Source organism: Cedecea sp. Ae19-4, from assembly GCF_059801165.1.
Map to the genome: position 1 here is coordinate 1,513,414 of NZ_JBCHWG010000001.1, position 19,803 is coordinate 1,533,216.

The window sequence follows — 19,803 nt, forward strand, 5'->3', positions numbered from 1 at the left end:
GAACTGCGGCATAAGTCTTAAATCGTCGTTATGCGACTATTCAAGACATTTCAACGGAGGCCTATGCTACTCCAACACCAACATGAGGAGAAAGAGATGAGCTTAAAAATTAACGGCATCGCCATGCCTGACACCAAAATGGCGCGGGAAGCTACCCAACTGGTCCGCGACACCGAATCAGATTTACTTTTCCACCACTCCAGCCGGGTTTACTACTGGGCGGCGCTGGCCGGGCAGCGACGTGAACTTAAGGTTGATCATGAGCTGCTGTACATCGGCTGTATGTTCCACGATATGGGGCTGACCCACGAACACTGCAGCTGCGACAGGCGCTTCGAAGTGGACGGCGCGTTTGCCGCACAGGATTTTATGCGTCAGTACGGCGTTAGCCAGGCGGATATCGACAAAGTGTGGACGGCGATTGCCCTGCACACGACACCGGGTATTCCTGAGTTTATGGCGCCGGAAATTGCGCTGGTCACGGCTGGCGTGGAAATGGATGTGCTTGGGATTGATTACGACAAATTCAGCGCGGAACATCGCGAGCAGGTGGTGAAACTACATCCTCGCCCTGCGGCATTCAAGGAAGAAATTATTCAGGCATTTTACGACGGGATTAAAAACAAACCAGCCACCACGTTTGGTAACGTGAAGGCCGATGTCATTCGGGATAAAGAGCCTGCGTTCGAGCCGCTGAACTTCTGCAGTATTATTCGCGCTTCCCGCTGGGCGGGTTAAGCAACGTCAGGCGGGTGGCTTAGGGGTCACCTGCCCTGCACGGCGGCAAGCGAATCAAGCCCGGTGCCAGGCTGCGGATCGTGAGCAAAAGCGCCAATAACCATAAGAGAAAGGATAATTGCCAGAAAGATGTTTTTCATAACCTGTATTAACCGCTGAGCCGCCTGATGAGAACCGCCGATATGCTAAAAGAAAAAGGCTCAAATTGATAAAGGAAATTTTCAAAGTAACGTCAATTTTTGAATATTCCTCATATTATTCGGCCTTTTACCCTTGCATTGGTTTTGAAACAAGATATATCCGCTATCTACGCGCGTACCGTTGCTATTTTATTTCGAGTTTTGGGGTGTAACTTTACGATCCAGGCGGATCGCCGCAGCGCGCTGGCACGAACTGCGGCGTCAAAGTGGACAGGTCAGGCTGGTTTTATCACGCCAATCCGTACCAGCATCGCCGAAAACTCTTCGAGACTGATGCCATGGCGCGGATGGTCGAAACGCAAATTGAAGTTTTTCTGGAGCAGATCATAAACGTCTTGTGCACGGGTAAAGACCGGTGCGTTTTCCCCGGCGCTGTAGAGCGTATTTTTTTCGCCATTGGCCTTGTACAAACTCAGCGTCAGGCAGTGACGGAAGTGCGACTGCGGCCACGTTGCCACGTAGTGGTTCCCGGCTTCGTAATCAGAGTCGTACTGCGGTTCGAGGCTAAAACGATACAGGTTAATCACCTTGTCGGCGTCATGGAATTTCAGCAGCCAGTCGTGGTCAACACGTTCGAAACTGTACACGCCATGCGTCGTCTGCTGCATTTCACCGGCCACCAGACGAACCGGTTCAGGCAGCGTTTTACCGCCGAAGCCGACGTCAGCGATCCAGTCCTGGCCGTCGACGGTCACTTTCGTGAGGCGATGCGTCCTCGCGGGCATCTGCGGCGGGTTGGCCAGCAGCACGCGGGCCGCTAAGTTCTCCACCTCAAAGCCAAGCTCGGCGAGAACATTGCGAAACAGGCCATTTTGCTCAAAACACCAGCCGCCGCGCCCGGCCACGACCAGCTTTTCAAAGACGCTTTCGTCGTCGATATGGAGCGTTCTGCCGAGCAAAACGTCCAGATTCTCAAACGGAATAGTGCAGGCGTGCGCCAGATGCAGCGCACGTAACGTTTCTACGGTGGCGCTGCGCGGCCCGTGATAGTTAATACGGTCGAAATAAAGCCCCAAATCTACTGCCATTTTGCTGATTCCCTGCTGCGAATGAATGGCCTCACTATAAATGCGGAGGCCGGCAGGCAGATGATCGTTCGTGCTTTAAAGCATGCCGTTTCTGCCCAACACTTTATTGAGCTGCGGCAGCGCACGAACCTGATTCGCCACGGCGGCGAGCTTAGGCGTGTGTTGGTCAAACCAGGCCTGCCGGGGCCGCCAGCGGGTCATCGCCGGCAGATACAAATCCAGCAGCGTCAGCCGTTCGCCAAAAATATAGGGGCCAGCACCGAGCTGCGTTTCAAACCACAGCCACAGCGACTCGCGGTAGCGGTAAAGGTTTTCGGTGAGGACCGTGGCCTCTTCTTCTACCCAGCGTTCACCGTAATCGCCGTAGGTGAAGGTGGGATAAACGTTGGCCACAATCCAGATAAGCAGGCGGTAAAACTGCTGCCGCTCAGGCGTGCCAATGGGCGGGGCATACTGCGGGTGACGATCGAGGATCCAGAGCGCGATGGCCGCGCTTTCGGTCAGCACCTCTCCGTTTTCCAGCACAAGGGTTGGCACCTGCGCCAGCGGATTAATCTCCAGCAGCCGATCCCGCATTGGCCCCGCTGTATCAAACCCATCAACGTCGATGAATTTGTAAGGTTCCTCAACCAGCGTTAGCATCAATTCAGTAATGGCCGACCCAAAACTCGACACGCCATACAGTTTGTACATAAGTTTCTCCCGGCTTTCGCGTTATGTGTAGAATAGCCGCCCTACCAGCGTCTGCGAGAAGGAAGCCTGCAATGAAAGCGAAATCTGTGACACTGTACGATGTTGCCGAGCTGGCAGGCGTGTCGTATCAAACCGTTTCGCGAGTGATCAACCAGGCTTCGCACGTTTCGGCGAAAACGCGGCAAAAAGTTGAAGCCGCGATGAAAGCGCTGAACTATGTCCCTAATCGCGTGGCGCAGCAGCTGGCGGGGAAACTCAGCCAGACGCTTGGCCTGGCGACCACCACCCTTTCCCTGCATGCCCCTTCGCAGATTGCGGCGGCGATAAAATCCAAAGCCGGTGAGCTGCAGTTCAACGTAATGATTTCGATGGTTGAACAGCCCGGTGTGGACGCGGCCTGCGCCGCCGTGAATAGCCTGCTTGCCCAGCGCGTTGACGGGCTGATTGTGAACATTCCGCTGGAAGCGGCGGAGGTGGCAGCCGTGCAGGCGGCCTGCGGCGATGTTCCCGTGTTGTTCCTTGATGTTTCGCCGGAGGTTTCGGCTAATCATATTGTTACCGACGCCGCTTCAGGCGCCGATCTTGCTGTGGAACATCTGGTCACACTGGGGCATCGCCATATTGCCTTGCTTGCTGGCCCTGAAAACTCGGTCTCAGCCCGGCTGCGGCTTGAAGGCTGGCAGCGAACGCTAGCGGAGCATCAGCTTGCGCCTGCGGCCTTTCTGCGTGGGGACTGGAGTTCTCTGTCAGGCTACCAGCAGGTTAGCCAGCTTTTACGCGACGGGCAGAAGCCGACGGCAATTCTTGTGGCTAACGATCAAATGGCGCTGGGCACCCTGCGTGCCATTCGCGAAGCCGGGTTCGTGGTGCCGCAGGACATTTCCGTTATTGGTTTTGATGACACCGAAGATAGCGCCTGTTTTCTTCCCCCGTTGACGACCATCCGGCAGGACTTCCGGCTGCTAGGCGAAGCCAGCGTGAACGGCATGGTGGCGCTTATTCATCAGGGCGGTGAATTAGCGGCGCTGCAGCCTGTCAGCCTCGTAGAACGCAAAACGACAGCCGCACCGGGTAGCCTGATCCAGCCCACGGCGGCACAGCTGGCCGATGAGCTTTCCCGCCTCGCGCAGCAGATTTCGCGCCTGAAATAAAACCGGGGTTCTTTGTGAGGCCCATCACCGAATACGGCGTGATGGCTTTACTCCTGAATAACTCACGCTAAATTGTGAGCGAATAACAATCACCTCATAGGTGCATCACTATGACCAATATTTCACCTTCGCTCCATGCCACGCTGGCCCGCCGCGACTGGGAATCCCTCGGCGTGACCCAGCTTAACTCGCTGGCAGCTCATCCCCCGTTTTCCAGCTGGCGTTCGCTGGAAGATGCCAGGGATGATAAGTGCTCACCGTCGAGGCGATCCCTTAACGGTGAATGGGCGTTTAGCTATTTCCCTCGCCCCGAAGCGGTGCCGGAGGGCTGGCTCAGCGAAGACCTTCCTGAAGCCGACGCTATTCTCGTCCCGTCGAACTGGCAAATGCTGGGCTACGATGCGCCTGTTTATACCAACATCACCTACCCGATTCCGGTCAACCCGCCTTTTGTACCGCAAGACAATCCCACCGGTTGTTACTCGCTCACATTTGAAGTCGATGAAACCTGGCTGACGAGCGGGCAAACGAGGATTATTTTTGATGGCGTAAACTCCTCCTTTCATCTGTGGTGCAACGGCGTGTGGATCGGCTACGCCCAGGACAGCCGTCTGCCCTCCGAATTTGATCTCAGCGCCGGGCTAAAACCCGGCTGCAACCGTATTGCGGTGATGGTGCTTCGCTGGAGCGACGGCACGTATCTGGAAGATCAGGATATGTGGCGCATGAGCGGTATTTTCCGCGATGTTTCGCTGCTGCATAAGCCGGAAACTCGCCTTGCCGACGTGCAGTTGCAGACCGATATTAACGAAGATTTTTCACGCGGCGAGCTGCGGGCGTTAGTCAAACTTGAAGGTCAGAACATCAGCGCCTGCGAAGTGCTGGTACAGCTCTGGCGCGGCGAGACATTGCTGGCGGCGAAACAGCAGGCTATCGGCAGTGAGATTATTGACGAACGCGGGGCTTATCACGACCGCACTACCCTGCATCTGCCGGTTGAACAGCCGCTGTTGTGGAGCGCGGAAGTGCCGAATCTCTATCGCGCCGTGGTTGTCCTGCAGCAAGACAATGCGCTTATCGAAGCCGAAAGCTATGACGTTGGCTTCCGTAAAGTGGAGATTACCGGCGGGCTGCTGAAGCTCAACGGCAAACCGCTGCTTTTGCGCGGCACTAACCGGCACGAGCATCACCCGGTCAACGGCCAGGTGATGGAGGAAGAAACAATGCGGCGCGATATCCTGCTGATGAAGCAGAATAACTTCAACGCCGTGCGCTGCTCGCATTATCCCAATCACCCGCTGTGGTACAGGCTGTGCGACTTTTACGGCCTTTATGTTGTGGATGAAGCCAATATTGAAACCCACGGCATGGTGCCGATGAACCGCCTGAGCGACGATCCGACGTGGCTGCCAGCAATGGTCGAGCGCGTGACGCGCATGGTGCAGCGCGATCGCAATCATCCGTCCATTATCATTTGGTCGCTCGGCAACGAGTCCGGGCATGGCAGCAATCACGATGCCCTCTACCGCTGGATAAAATCCAACGATCCCACGCGGCCAGTGCAGTATGAAGGCGGCGGCGCGGACACGGCGGCCACCGACATTATCTGCCCGATGTATGCCCGGGTGGATCAGGATCAGCCCTTCCCGCAGGTGCCAAAGTGGTCGATAAAGAAATGGCTGGGGCTGCCTGAAGAAAGCCGCCCGCTGATTCTGTGCGAATACGCCCACGCGATGGGCAACAGCCTGGGCGGGTTCAGTAAATACTGGGAGGCATTTCGCCAGCATCCACGGCTGCAGGGAGGTTTTGTCTGGGACTGGGTCGATCAGTCGCTGATGAAACATGATGAAAGCGGCCAGCCCTGGGCCGCCTACGGCGGTGATTTTGGCGACACGCCAAACGATCGGCAGTTCTGCATGAACGGCCTGGTCTTCGCCGACCGCACGCCGCATCCGGCGCTGCATGAAGCGAAACATGCGCAGCAGTTCTTCCAGTTCCGCCTGTTGGCGGACAACGGACTGGAAGTTACCAGCGAGTACCTGTTCCGCCATAGTGATAACGAACGGCTGGTCTGGACGCTGAAACTCGAGGGTGAAGTGCTCGCCAGCGGTGAACTGGCGCTGGACCTGGCCCCAGAACAAACCCGCGTGCTTCAGCTTCCGCTGCCGGAGATTACGCGCCCCGGTGCTGTCTGGCTCAATGTCGACGTACGGCAGGTACAAGCCACCTCATGGAGTGAGGCCGGGCATTGTTGCGCTCGTGTTCAGTGGCAGTTGCCGTCCACGTTAGTCCGGCCCACAACTCTCCCCGGCGGTTCAGCGCCGTTGCTGCAAATGGACGACAGGCACGCCGATGTGTTCCACGGCGATCAGCACTGGCGCTTTGAGCGTAGAAGCGGCCTGCTTTGCCAGTGGTTTAGCCATCAGCAGCCTACGCTTCTCCGGCCGCTACAGGATAATTTCACACGGGCACCGCTGGATAATGACATCGGCATCAGCGAGGCCGCACATATCGATCCTAATGCCTGGGTGGAGCGCTGGAAGGCCGCAGGCATGTACGACCTGACGCCGGAACTGCTGAGTTTCGACGTTGACTGGCTGGGCAACGCGGTGCTGGTTCGCACCGTCCACAGCTGGCAGGGTAACGGTAAAACGCTGTTTATCAGCCGCAAAAGCTATCTCATCGACAGCGAGGGCGTGCTGCATATTACGGTGGATGTGGACATTGCCTTCGGCACGCCAGCCCCGGCGCGCATTGGCCTTTGCTGTCAGCTCGCGGATATTGAATCTGAGGTGAACTGGTTTGGCCGCGGCCCGCACGAGAACTATCCCGACCGCAAAAGCTCAGCGCTGATGGACCGTTGGACGCTGCCGCTGGCGGACATGTACACGCCCTACGTTTTCCCGAGTGAAAATGGTCTGCGCTGCGATACCTCGTCGCTTGAATACGGCAGCCACCGCTGGCGTGGGGCGTTTCACTTCAATCTCAGCCGCTACGGCCAGAAACAGCTGCAGGAAGCCACGCACCGGCATTTATTGAAAGAAGAAGAAGGCAGTTGGCTGAATATAGACGGCTATCATATGGGCGTGGGCGGGGACGATTCCTGGAGCCCGAGCGTCTCGCCGGAGTTTCTGCTCTCCGGGTCGCATTATCACTACGCGGTTAGCTGGCAGAAAAAGTAGTCGAAAAGGCCGCCTGTTGTGCAGGCGGTCTTTACGCGTTCACATAACCACGAAGAGGGAAAAACCACGCTTTTCCCCTCTTCGTCAGCAACGTTAACGTGCCAGCCAGCCGCCGTCGACGGCAATGGTGTAGCCGTTCACGTAGTCTGACGCCGGTGACGCCAGGAACACAACCGGCCCCATCAGATCCGATGGGAGCCCCCAGCGCCCGGCCGGGATGCGATCCAGAATCTCACTACTGCGATCCGCATCCGCTCTTAACTGCGCGGTGTTGTTGGTGGACATATAGCCCGGCGCAATCGCATTGACGTTGATATTGTGTTTCGCCCATTCGTTCGCCATCAGGCGGGTGACGCCCATGACGCCGCTTTTGGACGCGGTATAAGAAGGCACGCGGATCCCGCCCTGGAAAGAGAGCATCGACGCAATATTGATGATTTTCCCCCCGCTTTTCTGCTTAATAAACTGCTTCGCCACCGTCTGAGAAAGGAAGAAAACCGTTTTGAGGTTCACGTTCATCACGTCGTCCCAGTCCTGCTCCGAAAACGCAAGGGCATCCTGGCGGCGAATAATCCCGGCATTGTTCACCAGAATATCTATCCGCCCAAAAACGGCGGCGGCGTCATCGGCCACGTTTTGCAGATTCTCATAGCGGCTCAGGTCGGCGGAGATATTCACAAAACGCCGTCCCAGCGCTTCAATTTGCTGGCGGGTTTCCGCCGGTTCTGCAATGTTAACGCCAATAATATCGCAGCCCGCCTGCGCCAGGCCAACCGCCATGCCCTGCCCCAGCCCGGTATTACAGCCGGTCACCAGCGCCACTTTTCCTGTTAATGCAAACTGTTCTAAAACCATTGTGTTCTCCTTGTGAGCGCTAGCGATTCAGCGGATATCTTTCATGGCAATGTGATCCATGTCGTCGAAGGTTAAATTTTCGCCGATCATGCCCCAAATAAAGGTGTAGCGTTTGGTTCCGACGCCCGAGTGAATGGACCAGCTCGGCGAGATCACCGCCTGCTCGTTGTGCAGGACGACGTGTCGAGTTTCCTGAGGTTTGCCCATCATGTGGAAGATGATGGTGTCTTCGTCCATGTCGAAGTAGAAGTAGACTTCCATGCGGCGTTCATGGGTGTGGGTGGGCATTGAATTCCAGTTACTGCCCTCTTCAAGCCGGGTCATGCCCATGCTGAGCTGGCAGGTGTCGAGTATCTCCGGCACCAGATACTTGCGAATGGTGCGCTTATTGCAGCTTTCCAGGCTGCCTAACGGCGCGGCCACCGTATCTGCGGCGGTAATGGTTCTTGTTGGATACGCGTGGTGGGCTGGCGCGCTGTTGTAGTAGAGTTTGGCGGGTGTTGCGCTGTCGACGCTTGCGAACGCCACATGCCTGGCGCCTTTCCCGATATACATCGCTTCTTCTTTTTCTACGCGGTATTCGGTGCCATCGACGGTAATCACGGCGGCCCCGCCTATATTAATCAGCCCCAGCTCACGGCGTTCGAGGAAATAGTTCACGCCGAACTGCTTACCGACTTCTTCGCCAATTGAAACGCTTTTATTTACCGGCATAATGCCGCCAATCACGATGCGATCAATATGGCTGTAGACCATCGTGTATTTATCGGCTTCGAAAATCTTTTCAACTAAAAACTCTTTTCTAATCCCGGCGGTGTCCAGCGTTTTAGCGTGATCGCTGTGAATACTTTGTCTGATATCCATACATGACTCCTTAGTCTATATTTAATTTAACGCGAGTAAGTCCCTGGCGGGTATATGCCATAAAGGGAATAAGTTATTTAATCTGAATCTCAGGTATATATTTAGCTAAACAATTAAGGTGCGGGTTGTCTGGTGACAACAACCTCCTGGTTGGTCTTGCCTTTTTTAGCCTGCTTTGCCCAAAGCGCGGTCAGAATCGGGACCAGGAGAGAAGTGACAATCACGCTGGTGGCCACCAGGGCGGTAGCTGCCGGTGCCGCTGGCGCAAATTCTGGCACCATCTGAGCAATTAATACCGGCGTAGCCACGGCGGCACCCGCCGTACTTGAGGCCGCTATGCCTGCCGTGCCATCGCCGCCGCCGATGAATTTATCCGCAAGAATCAGTGGGATCCCGGTGACCACAATAACCACGAGACCCAGCAGGATCCCGGCAAGGCCGGTTTCGAAAATGACCTGCAGCTTAATGGTATTGCCGAGCGCAAAGGCGAAGAACGGAATCAGCGTTTGTACCGCGCCACCGAACATTTTACGCAGATCGGGATCAAGGTTACCCAGCACAAATCCTACCAGGAAAGGCAGCACGGCCCCGACAAACAGCTGCGGCTCGAAGGAGGCAATCCCGGCGGTGCCCAGTATCACCATTGTCATCAGCGGCCCGGACTCCAGCGACATCAGGACAAAGGCTCCGGCCTCTTCTTTGGAGCCGTACTGATTCATCAGCGCGGCATATAGCCCGCCGTTGGTCATGTCCATCGCCGCCACCAGCGCCAGGGTGGAGATACCTGCAAAGAGGCCGGCTTCAACGCCGCTCAGCGGCAGAAACGACCCGACGGCCATGGCGACAACCCAGGCGGTAGCAATCTTGGTCACCACCAGTACGCCGGATTTTTTCAGCATCGTCCCCGTGGCTTTGAGCTCAATCGACGCCCCCATACAAAAGAACCAAACGGCAAGGATCGGCACCGTGCCGGTAATCAACCCGTTGGTAAATGAGCCAAGGTATTTGCCGGTGCCCGGAGCAAAGGTGTTACACAGGGCACCTAAAAATAGCGGCACCAGCATTAATCCCCCGGGGATTTTATCTATTGCCTTCTTAATTTGCATATCTGTTTCCTCGATGAAAGAGTTAATCAATGGATTTTTTATTGCAAAACCCCAGACGTAAACCTCCGAGAATAATCCTCGGATAATTTATGACCTGGTTAATACAGGTTTACTATTTAATTATGGGGCTGGACTTCAGGCCAAAGTTTAATGCATTTGATATTCTCTCAGTGGTTGCCAGCAAATGGCTTAAATACTCTTCTTTTTTACCATTGGTGAATTGTGAAACCATGCCCGTTAACCCGATGGCGCAAAGTACATTGCCTTTGACGTCAAATACCGGGGCGGAAATACAGCGAATTTCATTGATATTCTCGCCATCGTCGTAGGCCCAGCCCTGCTGTTTCACCAGGGCGAGATGCGCTATAAAGTGCGCCTTGTCGGTGATGGTAGACTCTGTTTTCTTCACGAAAGTGGCCTTCGCCAGAATCTGTTCAACCTGCTCGATGGGCCGCCAGGCCAGCAGGATTTTCCCCAATGTGGTACTGTGCAGCCGAATGCGCTTCCCTTCCCAGGAGGTTAAAATAATCGCCTGTGGCGACTGAATTTTGCTAAGGAAAAAGGCTTCATCACCTTCCATAATGCCCTGGTGGCAGGTCAGCCCGGTGAGTTCGACCAGCTCATGCAGGTAAGGAATGGCCTCGAGACGAATATCCAGCCCGCTTGCCGCCAGGCCCCCCAGCTCAAACAGATGCAGCCCGAGAGCGTAACGCCCGTCAACGCGCAGACGGAGCAGGTGCGTGGCGGACAGCACCTCCAGCAAATGGTGGGTGCTGCTTTTCGGGATAGCCAGTTGGGTACTGATTTCGCTAAAACTGGCGCTGCCTTTTTCCGCAATAAAATCAAGAATAGCCACCAGTCTGACGGCTGCCGGCGCTTTACTCTCTTTTAAATTCTCGGGAATATGCATATTTATTTCCATTTAGCGATTCGTTTTATATATAGAACGCTTTTTGTTTTATATATCGAACCTATTTCATAACGTGTTTTACGCTGCTTTTGTTTCATATATAGAACCTAGAGATTCATATGTGAAACGATATACAAAAATTAGCCTAAAAAACGTTATGTGATGCAACTTATTATTCTTGCCTGTTATTTATAACTTAAATGCGTGAAGCGGATCACAGTTCGCTATTTTACTGATATCTTTGTCTCCCGAGGGTGGCTATTTAATAAAAAAGACGTTCCCTCCCGCATTGAATAAAGGATGTTATATGATTGTTGGAAATATTAATGAATTAGGTTTGAATCCGTGGCTGCCGCCGAAAATAACCGAGGCATTGGATTATGTTTTGCAGAACATCAACGCTGAGTCTCATGCAGGGAAATACAATGTTGCGGGAGAGAACGTGTGGGTGATGGTCATGGAAGGGAATACCCGGTTAGCCGCTGAAGCCCTCCCGGAATATCATGAGAAATACCTTGACGTGCAAATTGTTTTGGCCGGACAGGAAGGTATGGCGTTTAGCCTCAAACCGCCGCATACGGAAGTCATGGAAGATAAACTGGTGGGGAGTGATATTGCTTTTATTAGAACACCGGATGATGAAACTATGATTACTATGAATGCCGGGGACTTTATTATTTTCTATCCCGGCGAAGTACACAAGCCACTCTGCATGCTTAATGGCAATGCCGCTGCAGTCAAAAAAGCGGTCATTAAAATAGCGAAAAATTATTTGTAATATGCCCCGGACATTCTGTCCCATGCAATGTCCGGGGGAATGAAATTAACGCGTCAGGCTAAAGCTTTCGTCAATAAGGGCCAGGATTAATTCATCTGGTACCTTGTCAATTAATACCGTGACCCAATGCTCTTTGTTCATGTGATATGCCGGTAAAATTCCCGGCTGCATTCTCAGCGAGCCCACGGCGCCAGGCATCACTTTGACGTTGAGAATATCGACGACTTCATCGCTTTCCAGCCCCAGCTTTGCGGCGGAAATACTCAGCACCACGCCAAACCATTTCCGCTTGTAGCGATGGCGCAGCACGGCGTAGTCCTTAAACTTGTCCCACGGGTAGTCGGGCTCAACCTGATACCGGTCAAATACCACAGTGAACAGCGCTTCTTGTTGCATTGTTTTTCCTTCACGGCGTAGCCCGGAAACCTTATCCGGGCTCGCGGCTAGTATAACCACAATTATTCGCAGCCGGTGCCAGGGTTAACTTTTTGCGGTGAGCGTTTTCTTGTCCGGGCTTATCACCAGCCAGACGGAGAAACAAACAATGACAGCCCCGATGATAAACGCTTCGCTAATGGTTTCATGCAAAATGAGGTAGCCCCACAACACGCCGAACGGGGGAATGAGAAAAGTCACCGTGAGGCTGCGTAACGGCCCGATATCGGCAATTAAGCGGAAGTAAAAAATATAGGCCACGGCGGTACAGAGGATCCCCAGACCCAGCACGCTGAGCCAGACATCGCCCTGCAGCCAGTTTATTGCCGGACCGGTCGCCACGCTCCAGGTAAAGAACGGTAACAGGAAAAGCGTGGCCCCGATTTGGCTGCCGAAGGCGACGATTTTAGGGTCAAGCCCGCCTTTATTGGAGATCCAGCGGCGGGTTAAAAAGCCTGCCACACCGTAGCAACTCGTGGCCACCAGGCAGGCGATAATTCCGGCGATCTTCTCCCCGCTGGAATGCGCATCCCCGACCGATGTAATCACCATTATCCCTGCCAGGCCCAGCACTACGCCCAGCCATTTTCGCGCCGTTAATTTCTCACTAAAGAAGGAGAAGCCAATAATGGCGCCCATAAGCGGCGTGGTGGCGTTTAAAATGGCGGAGTATCCGGCAGGTAACCATTTTGCGGCGAGACAATACATAAAAAAGGGCAGCCCGGAGTTAATTGCGCCCAGAATAAGCGCCGAACGGAATTTCCCCTCAAAGCGGAAGGATGATCTCAGGGTGAAAAGAATCACCGCCAGCCCTGTACAGCCAAAAAACACCCTTAAAAAGGCCGTATTTACCGCCCCGAACTCTGGTGCCGCTATTTTCATAAAAAGGAAGCTGGCTCCCCACACCGCGGCAAGAAATAACAGCCGGATATAATCTGACACACGCATGCCTTCACCCTTCCCCATAAAATAAACGGTTGTTTATTATTTTGCTGGCTGAAACCCATTCAGCCAGCAAAACTTTAAACGAGCATCCGCGAAAGAAAAACCGTTTTCTGTTTGGGGAGAATTAGTTAGCAAGATTTAGGGGAAAGCAGACGACCCGCCAAACTCGAGATAAATTTTTGCCAGATTCTGGAGCTGGTTGAAGCGGTTTTCATCCAGCAATAGCTCTGCCTGGCGGCGTTTCTCTTGGGCATCTAGCCAGAATGAGATACGCGCGGCGCCCTGGCGGTAACGTACCTCATTCAAGCGCTCAGACTTACGCGCAAGATCCAGCCCCTCCCGGAGTCTTATCTCCTGAGCCAGAAGCTGATCGCGCAGGGAGAGTTCGTCTTCAAGGCTGCTCATCGCCTTATAAAGCGACTGTTTAAACGCCAGCACCCGCTGTTCGTAATCGTTACGGGCAATTTTCACCTCCACGCCCCGCTGCCGCCATTCCAGGAACGGCAGCGTCAGACTTGCGCCAACGGAAGCGATGGGATTATGCAGCACGTTTAGCAGCGAGCTACTGCCGGAACCAAGCGATCCCGTCAGGGTGAATGCGGGATAGTATTCGGTGCGCCGTATATCAACATTGGCCAGGGCTTCACGCACCCGCCACTCTTGCGCGCTGATATCGGGCCGATGCATCAGTACGCTGGCAGGAATGTTCGCGTTAACCTGCGGCAGAGGGCCGTCGGGCAGTTTTGTAGGCTCAACCACTGAGCTGCCCGGAGCGGTACCCAGCAAAACGGCCTGCTGATTCAGAACCTGCAGGCGCTCTCGCTGCAATCCAGTGAGCCGATTTTCCTGCGCGAGTAAACTTTGCTGCGCGTCCACAACATCCAGCGCGGAAGCACCTCCTGCACGATAACGAGCCCCGGCGAGGCGAAGCGTTTCTTTTGCATAGCCGATGCTCTGCAGGAGGACATTGATTTGTTGGTTCACAAAGCCAATGCGCCAGTAATTATTGCTGGCCTCTGAAAGCAGCGTCAGGCGTGCGGCGCGTAAATCTTCTTCGCTGGCATGAGTTGCCCACTCCGCCGCATCGCGCTGGCGGGCTATTTTGCCCCAGAGATCAAGCTCATAGCTGGTACTGAGACTCGCGGCGCTGCTTTTTGTCCAGCCTGACGAGTTATTGAGCTGATTTTTCCCGTCTACGCCCAGTGAACCTCTGAGCCCGGGATCGTTGGTGATACCGACTCTTTCCGCATCGAGTCTCGCCCGATACACCCGCAGTACGGCAATCGCGACATCGTTATTGCTGGCCATAACCTGGCGCAGCCAGTTATCCAGGTGGGGATCGTTAAACGCCTGCCAGTCAAACGGGGCCAGGTCGCGGGTAGCATCGCTCTTGTCCCAGCTGGCGGGATAGCGTACTTCCGGAGCGTGATAGTCGCTTTTAAGCGTATTTGCGCAGCCTGCGCTCAGCGCGGCAGCCAGGCACAAAGCCAAAGGTGATAAAAATTTCATAGGTTACTCGCTGGCCAGTGAAACGACCGGGTCCATCCTTGCCGCCTTGCGGGCGGGGAGATAACCGAAGATCATGCCGATTAATGTTGAACAGAAAAACGCGGCGGCGGCGGCCTGCCACGAATAAATAGCCGTGAACATCCCGCCGGCCAGGGCGGTAAATAGCGCTCCGGCGGCATACGACAGCGCAATACCTAACGCGCCGCCAATCAGGCAGACCAATACGGCCTCAATCATAAACTGCTGCATGATGTCGCTCCGCCGGGCGCCTACCGCCATTCGTACGCCGATTTCATGGGTTCGTTCGGTGACCGACACCAGCATGATGTTCATCACGCCGATGCTGCCGATCATCAGCGAGATGCAGGCAACCATCAGAATTAAAATGCTGAAGGTCATCGAGGTACGCTCGATAGATTTTCTGATCTGTTCGAAGTTATAGAGCTGGAAATCTTTTACGCCGTGGCGCTGAGTAAGCAGCTGGGAGATAGCGCTCACCGCCGCTTCGTTTGCCACATTGTCTTTCAGTCGGACGCTGATGCTGGTCAGCACCGGCTTGCCTACCATGCGGTACATCACCGTGCTGTAGGGCATCCACACGGTAATGCGGTTTGGCGCGTAGCTCCGGTTATTGCTTTGGGCAATGCCCACCACCCGTGCCGGCACGGAACCAAGAAAAACAATTTGCCCCAGCGCCTGCAATCCGGCGGCGTCGAACAGCGCTTTGCGGGCATTTTCATCAATAATGACCTCCTGCAGGGCGGTACGGTCGTCCCTGAAGGTGGTTCCTTCCAGAAGCTGAATGCCATTAACGCGGAAGTGATCTCGCCCGACGCCGTTGATAGACGCGGTTGCAGACTTACCCAGAAAACGAATGTTGTCTGAGGCACTTACCTCCGGGCTGACGCTATCGACAAATCCCTGCTTTGCCAGCGCCTCCGCGTCAGCCGGCACCAGAGTACGAATGCCCTCAATACTGTCATCAAAGAAGTCTCGCCCGGGATAGATACTCACCACGTTGGTGCCCAGATCTTTAATATTCTCCAGCGTCTTTTGCTTCGCGCCCTCGCCCAGTGCCACGACGGTCACAACGGCGGCAATACCGAAAATGATCCCGGTCATGGTGAGCGAGGTGCGTAAACGATGCGCATTCATCGCTTTGAGCGCCATTTGCAGCGATTCACGCGTGCGGTCGAGCATACTTTGCCAGCGGCTTTGGCGGGTACGGTTAGGCGGCGGCAAAGTTTGCGTGGCGGTGACCTTACTGCCGCTATCGGCGATAATTTCACCGTCTCGCAGTTCGATAATGCGCTGAGCGTGCTGGGCCACCTTCATGTCGTGGGTCACCATCACGACCGTATGACCGCGCTGGTTAAGTTCGCTCAGGATGGCTAAGACCTCCTGGCCTGACTGAGAATCCAGCGCGCCGGTTGGCTCATCGGCCAGAATAATTTCCCCGCCATTGATCAACGAACGGGCAATACTGACGCGCTGCTGCTGGCCGCCAGAAAGCTCGCCGGGTTTATGATGCTCACGGCCTTCCAGGCCCAGTCTGCCAAGCAGTGCGGCGGCGCGCAGCCGGCGCTTGTCACGCTCGGTGTTGGCATAAATAGCGGGGATCTCAACGTTGCCCAGTGCGCTAAGGTCGGGCATCAGATGGTAGCGCTGGAAGATAAAGCCGATATGCTCCCGCCGAACCCGGGCCAGTTCATCCGGCGAAAGCTGGGCGGCATTTTGCCCGCCAATGTAATAATCGCCGCTGTCGGGCACGTCGAGACAGCCCATGATATTCATCAGGGTCGACTTACCCGATCCTGATGCACCGATGATCGCCACCATTTCCCCGGCGGCGATGGTCAAATTGATATTTTTCAGCACGGTCAGCGCCTGACCGCCGTTACCGTAGGTCCGGCTAATGCCCTTCAGCTCGATGATGTTACTCACAGCACAAACCCTTCCCCAGGCGCTTTCTCACCCGGCTGTGACAGCACGACATTTTCCCCGACGTTTAGCCCTTCGAGGATCTGAATATCGACGCTGTTGGTGATCCCGGTTTTCACTTCTCGGGCTTCCAGCCTGCCGTCAGCCAGCAGCACCTGCACCTCCTGCTTATTCCCTTCAGCTTTATGCACGGCCTGAATCGGGACCAGCAGCGCATCTTTGGCTTCACCGGCCAGCAGCGTGACCTGTGCCGTCATCGCGATACGCAGGCGATTGTCTGGGTTAGGCACGTCGAGCAGCGCGTTGTAGTAAACGGAAGCATTTGAGGTGCCAGACCCTGATGCCGAACTGCTCCCGGCAAGAGAGTCATCTTTCATTACCGATTCTGGCGCCAGCTCAACGATGCGCAGCGTCGCGTCATAGTGCTTGTCCGGCTCAGAGAAAATCGTGAAACGGGCCTTTTGTCCCGGAGAAATACGGGTGATATCGGCCTCAGAGATCTGTGCTTTGATGGTCATCACATCGAGACGAGCCAGCTTGATAATCGTCGGCGCACTCTGGCTGGAGTTCACCGTCTGCCCCTGCTGCGTGACCACGGCAATAACTACGCCGTCCATTGGCGCAACGACTCGGGTATAACCCAGATCGACGGTTTTCTTATCTACTTCGATTTGCGCCTGGACAAGCCTGGCATTCAGTGAGAGTAATTCCGCCCGTGTAGTGGCGAGCGTAGCCTCCGCAGACTCAAAATCCTCGCGCGAACTGGCGTCCTCGCTCAGCATTTGCCGCTGGCGTTTGAACCGCAATTCAGACTGTTTCAGGAGCGCTTGCTTAGCCTGCAGTTCGGCTTTGACCACATTGAGTGCGGCTTCGGCGTTACGCAGGTCGTTACGCTGGGGCACATCATCAATGTCGGCAATGGACTGCCCTTTGGTGACATGGTCGCCCAGCTTCACTTTGAGCGACTTGACCTGGCCTGAAACCTGTGCCCCGACGTTAACGCGTTCGATAGCATCGATTCGCCCGGTTGCCAGGACAGAGTTTTCGATATCGCCCTTGCGTACAGGAGCCGTGACATAATCAGGCGTATCGGGGCTTCTGAGGAAGAAGAACAGAGCAATGGTGAGGGCAATTATCAGCGCCACGGCCACGGCAATGGCACGGCGAGAAAAGTGTTTCAATAGCATTGGGCAGGTTTTCCATAACAATAAAAGCGATGATCCCAGAAACTCATAGTGAACGCCCCAGTCTCTACTGGAGCTAAACACGTTTCATCTGTTTGGATTTTATTCAGGTCGGCACAAAAGGCTACCTGTTTACCTCACTGAGACTCATTCCGCTTAGTATTGTTCCTGCGAACAGAGATTATTCTGCGGTATTTAAACCGTTTCATGCCGCGGCAAAGATAATGTGAAGGTACTACCTCGCCCAGGCTCACTGACCACGCTGATTTTGCCGCCGTGCAGTTCCGCAATGGTTTTCACAATCGCCAACCCCAGTCCGGTGTTTTCCGTGGCGCTGCGGGAGGCTTCTCCCCGGAAAAAGCGATCAAAAATCAGCGGCAGATGTTCGGGTTTGATGCCTTCGCCATTATCACTCACGCTCAATACCACCCGTTCATCGGCAATTTTTGCACTGAGCGTGATATGTCCCTTTTCTGGCGTGTGGCGCAGCGCATTAGAGAGCAGGTTGGAAAGCGCGCGCTGGATAAGCTGCGGGTCAGCATAGAATGAAACGTCTCCCCGGCTTTCGAGGGTGATCTGTTTTTCTTCTGCCAGAATGTCGTAGAAACCAATCAGTTTTTCGAATTCATGGGCGCTGCTGAGCCATTCGGCATTCAGCACTTCGCGGCTGTTGTCCGCCCTGGCAAGGAACAGCATAGAGGAGATCATGCGCGACAGACGTTCGCCCTCTTCAATGATTGCCGCCAGCGTGTCCTGATACTCTTCGGCGCTGCGATCCTTTGTCTGAATGACGCTGGCGGCCGAGATCAGGTTATTTATCGGCCCGCGCAGCTCGTGGGCAATGTCCGAGGAAAAGCGATTTAACTGATGGAACGAGGCTTCAAGGCGCATCATCATGCGGTCAAACGACGCCGCCAGCGCGTTCAGCTCCGGCGGCCAGCGCTGATCCAGGATCCGGGTATGCAGATCGTTGGCGTGAATTTTCTCAATTTCAGTGGTGATCGTGCGCAGCGGCGCTAATCCCCTTCGGGCAAGCCACCAGCCAAAGGCGGCAAACAGCAGAATCGCCAACGCGGCGAAAAACTGCATTCGCTTGTAATAGGTGTTGATAATTTCGTTGTTGCCGGAGACGTTGAGCGCCGCCTGCACCAGCCATTTCTGGTTATTTTTGAGGGTGAACAGCGTGGAGGTAATTAAGTATTTTTGCCGGATATTCTCTGCGCGATAATGCCATTCCCGGTAGCTAAACCCGGGGCCCGGCAGCGGAAAGTCCTGCTCCGGGATAACCATATTGTTGGATTGCGCGTACACCTTACCTTCCGGGCTGAAGATGCGCAGCGACAGGCGCTCCTGCCGCACCACGGACTCCAGCAGCTCGGTTTGCCACTCTTCCCCGTTGTCCTGGCGCTCGCCAATTGCCGTGGCAATTTCCTGCTGGAACTGGATAGAACTTTGCAGCTCCAGCTCATCTTTATGGTTGAGCTGCTGGCGCATGGTCGAATAAAGCACGCCGGAAACGCTGTAGAGCACGATGGCCATCGTGACGGAGAAGTAGAGCGTCAGGCGCGCCGTGATCGACAAATGCGACAGTTTTATCATCCGCGTAATTCCAGCACGTACCCCGCGCCGCGCAGGGTGTGGAGTAATTTATCCTCAAAACCGTCGTCAATTTTGTTGCGCAAACGGCGGATGGCGACGTCTATGACGTTCGTTTCCGGATCAAAATTCATGTCCCACACCTGCTCGGCAATCACCGTGCGGGAGAGCACTTCACCCGAGCGGCGCATCAGCAGGCTTAGCAGCAAAAATTCTTTTTGCGTCAGCTCTATTCGCACCCCGGCGCGGGACACTTTGTGCCGCAGAAAATCGAGCTTCAGATCGCCCACCTGCAGCAGATTTTCTTCAAGAATGGCGGTGGGTGGCGCGGAGCGGCGCAGAATCACCCGCGCACGCGCCAATAGCTCGCTAAAGGAAAAGGGCTTGATCAGATAATCTTCCGCGCCCAGTTCGAGGCCATGGACTCTGTCCTCCACATCATCCCGCGCGGTCAGAAACATGATGGGCGTCTGTTTTCCGGCCTGCCGCGCCATTTCAATGATCTTCCAGCCGTCAATACCGGGCAGCATCACGTCGAGGATCGCCAGGTCATAGTCAGTGGTCAGGAGATAATGCAGGCCGTCGATACCGTTCCCGGCGACGTCGACCACGAAATCGTTCTCGCGCAGCCCTTTGGCAATGTACTCCGAGGCCATTTTCTGATCTTCCACCAGCAGAATTTTCATCG

At 54.9% G+C, this 19,803-nt stretch carries 17 protein-coding genes; 4 read left to right on the top strand and 13 right to left on the bottom strand.

All coding sequences use genetic code 11. The features are described from left to right. Positions 1–96 precede the first annotated feature (96 nt). A complete protein-coding gene (locus tag AAIE02_RS07255) occupies positions 97–738 on the top strand; it encodes an HD domain-containing protein (protein WP_166992397.1) in 642 nt (213 codons plus the stop codon). A gap of 415 nt (positions 739–1,153) precedes the next feature. Here AAIE02_RS07255 and AAIE02_RS07260 read toward each other — a convergent pair whose 3' ends face one another. Together AAIE02_RS07260 and AAIE02_RS07265 are read right to left on the bottom strand one after the other, a co-directional pair. Then, the gene (locus AAIE02_RS07260) at positions 1,154–1,966 is read right to left on the bottom strand and encodes an arylamine N-acetyltransferase family protein (protein ID WP_498532264.1); all 813 of its coding nucleotides are present in this window, start codon (positions 1,964–1,966) and stop codon (positions 1,154–1,156) included. A gap of 75 nt (positions 1,967–2,041) precedes the next feature. Continuing rightward, the gene (locus tag AAIE02_RS07265; protein WP_008458853.1) at positions 2,042–2,659 is read right to left on the bottom strand and encodes a glutathione S-transferase family protein; all 618 of its coding nucleotides are present in this window, start codon (positions 2,657–2,659) and stop codon (positions 2,042–2,044) included. A 71-nt stretch (positions 2,660–2,730) separates the two neighbouring features. On the opposite strand from AAIE02_RS07265, the gene AAIE02_RS07270 reads away from it, so the two are divergent. Then, positions 2,731–3,810, top strand: a complete 1,080-nt coding sequence (locus AAIE02_RS07270) for a LacI family DNA-binding transcriptional regulator (RefSeq protein ID WP_498532265.1) — start codon at positions 2,731–2,733, stop codon at positions 3,808–3,810. Between the two features lie 110 nt (positions 3,811–3,920). After that, a complete protein-coding gene (locus tag AAIE02_RS07275) occupies positions 3,921–6,992 on the top strand; it encodes a beta-galactosidase (RefSeq protein ID WP_498532266.1) in 3,072 nt (1,023 codons plus the stop codon). Positions 6,993–7,085: 93 nt separating this feature from the next. On the opposite strand, the gene kduD is transcribed toward AAIE02_RS07275, so the two are convergent. From kduD to AAIE02_RS07295, 4 genes are all read right to left on the bottom strand, one after another. Next, positions 7,086–7,847, bottom strand: a complete 762-nt coding sequence (kduD, locus tag AAIE02_RS07280) for a 2-dehydro-3-deoxy-D-gluconate 5-dehydrogenase KduD (RefSeq protein WP_498532267.1) — start codon at positions 7,845–7,847, stop codon at positions 7,086–7,088. A gap of 27 nt (positions 7,848–7,874) precedes the next feature. Continuing rightward, positions 7,875–8,711: a 5-dehydro-4-deoxy-D-glucuronate isomerase gene (kduI, locus tag AAIE02_RS07285; protein WP_498532268.1), complete on the bottom strand. Its 837-nt coding sequence runs from the start codon at positions 8,709–8,711 to the stop codon at positions 7,875–7,877. Between the two features lie 113 nt (positions 8,712–8,824). Beyond that, positions 8,825–9,817 carry a 2-keto-3-deoxygluconate transporter gene (gene kdgT, locus AAIE02_RS07290; RefSeq protein ID WP_498532269.1) on the bottom strand — a complete coding sequence of 331 codons (993 nt, stop codon included), beginning with the start codon at positions 9,815–9,817 and terminating at the stop codon, positions 8,825–8,827. A gap of 112 nt (positions 9,818–9,929) precedes the next feature. Next, positions 9,930–10,727 (bottom strand): IclR family transcriptional regulator, encoded by a 798-nt coding sequence (locus AAIE02_RS07295; RefSeq protein ID WP_498532270.1) that lies wholly within the window; start codon positions 10,725–10,727, stop codon positions 9,930–9,932. Between the two features lie 307 nt (positions 10,728–11,034). Here AAIE02_RS07295 and AAIE02_RS07300 point away from each other — a divergent pair, with 307 nt between their 5' ends. After that, on the top strand, positions 11,035–11,505 hold the full coding sequence (locus tag AAIE02_RS07300; protein ID WP_498532271.1) for a NanQ anomerase/TabA/YiaL family protein: 471 nt from the start codon (positions 11,035–11,037) through the stop codon (positions 11,503–11,505). Between the two features lie 45 nt (positions 11,506–11,550). Here the strand turns inward: AAIE02_RS07300 and AAIE02_RS07305 are convergent, their stop codons facing one another. The 7 genes from AAIE02_RS07305 to AAIE02_RS07335 form a co-directional block, all read right to left on the bottom strand. Then, positions 11,551–11,901: an MmcQ/YjbR family DNA-binding protein gene (locus AAIE02_RS07305; RefSeq protein ID WP_498532272.1), complete on the bottom strand. Its 351-nt coding sequence runs from the start codon at positions 11,899–11,901 to the stop codon at positions 11,551–11,553. A gap of 84 nt (positions 11,902–11,985) precedes the next feature. Further along, entirely contained in the window at positions 11,986–12,888 is a 903-nt protein-coding gene (locus tag AAIE02_RS07310) for a DMT family transporter (protein ID WP_166992377.1), read from the bottom strand. A gap of 135 nt (positions 12,889–13,023) precedes the next feature. Next, on the bottom strand, positions 13,024–14,394 hold the full coding sequence (gene etsC, locus AAIE02_RS07315; protein WP_336981235.1) for a macrolide efflux RND transporter outer membrane subunit EtsC: 1,371 nt from the start codon (positions 14,392–14,394) through the stop codon (positions 13,024–13,026). Positions 14,395–14,397: 3 nt separating this feature from the next. Then, positions 14,398–16,338, bottom strand: coding sequence for a MacB family efflux pump subunit (locus AAIE02_RS07320; RefSeq protein ID WP_498532273.1), 1,941 nt, complete (start codon positions 16,336–16,338; stop codon positions 14,398–14,400). Further along, positions 16,335–17,522: a macrolide efflux RND transporter periplasmic adaptor subunit EtsA gene (etsA, locus tag AAIE02_RS07325; RefSeq protein WP_498532274.1), complete on the bottom strand. Its 1,188-nt coding sequence runs from the start codon at positions 17,520–17,522 to the stop codon at positions 16,335–16,337. Before etsA ends, AAIE02_RS07320 begins: the two co-directional genes overlap by 4 nt. A gap of 192 nt (positions 17,523–17,714) precedes the next feature. After that, positions 17,715–19,118, bottom strand: coding sequence for a heavy metal sensor histidine kinase (locus AAIE02_RS07330; protein WP_498532275.1), 1,404 nt, complete (start codon positions 19,116–19,118; stop codon positions 17,715–17,717). Continuing rightward, positions 19,115–19,801 (bottom strand): heavy metal response regulator transcription factor, encoded by a 687-nt coding sequence (locus tag AAIE02_RS07335; protein ID WP_008458831.1) that lies wholly within the window; start codon positions 19,799–19,801, stop codon positions 19,115–19,117. The genes AAIE02_RS07330 and AAIE02_RS07335 overlap by 4 nt, the downstream gene beginning before the upstream one ends. Between the last annotated feature and the right edge of the window lie 2 nt (positions 19,802–19,803).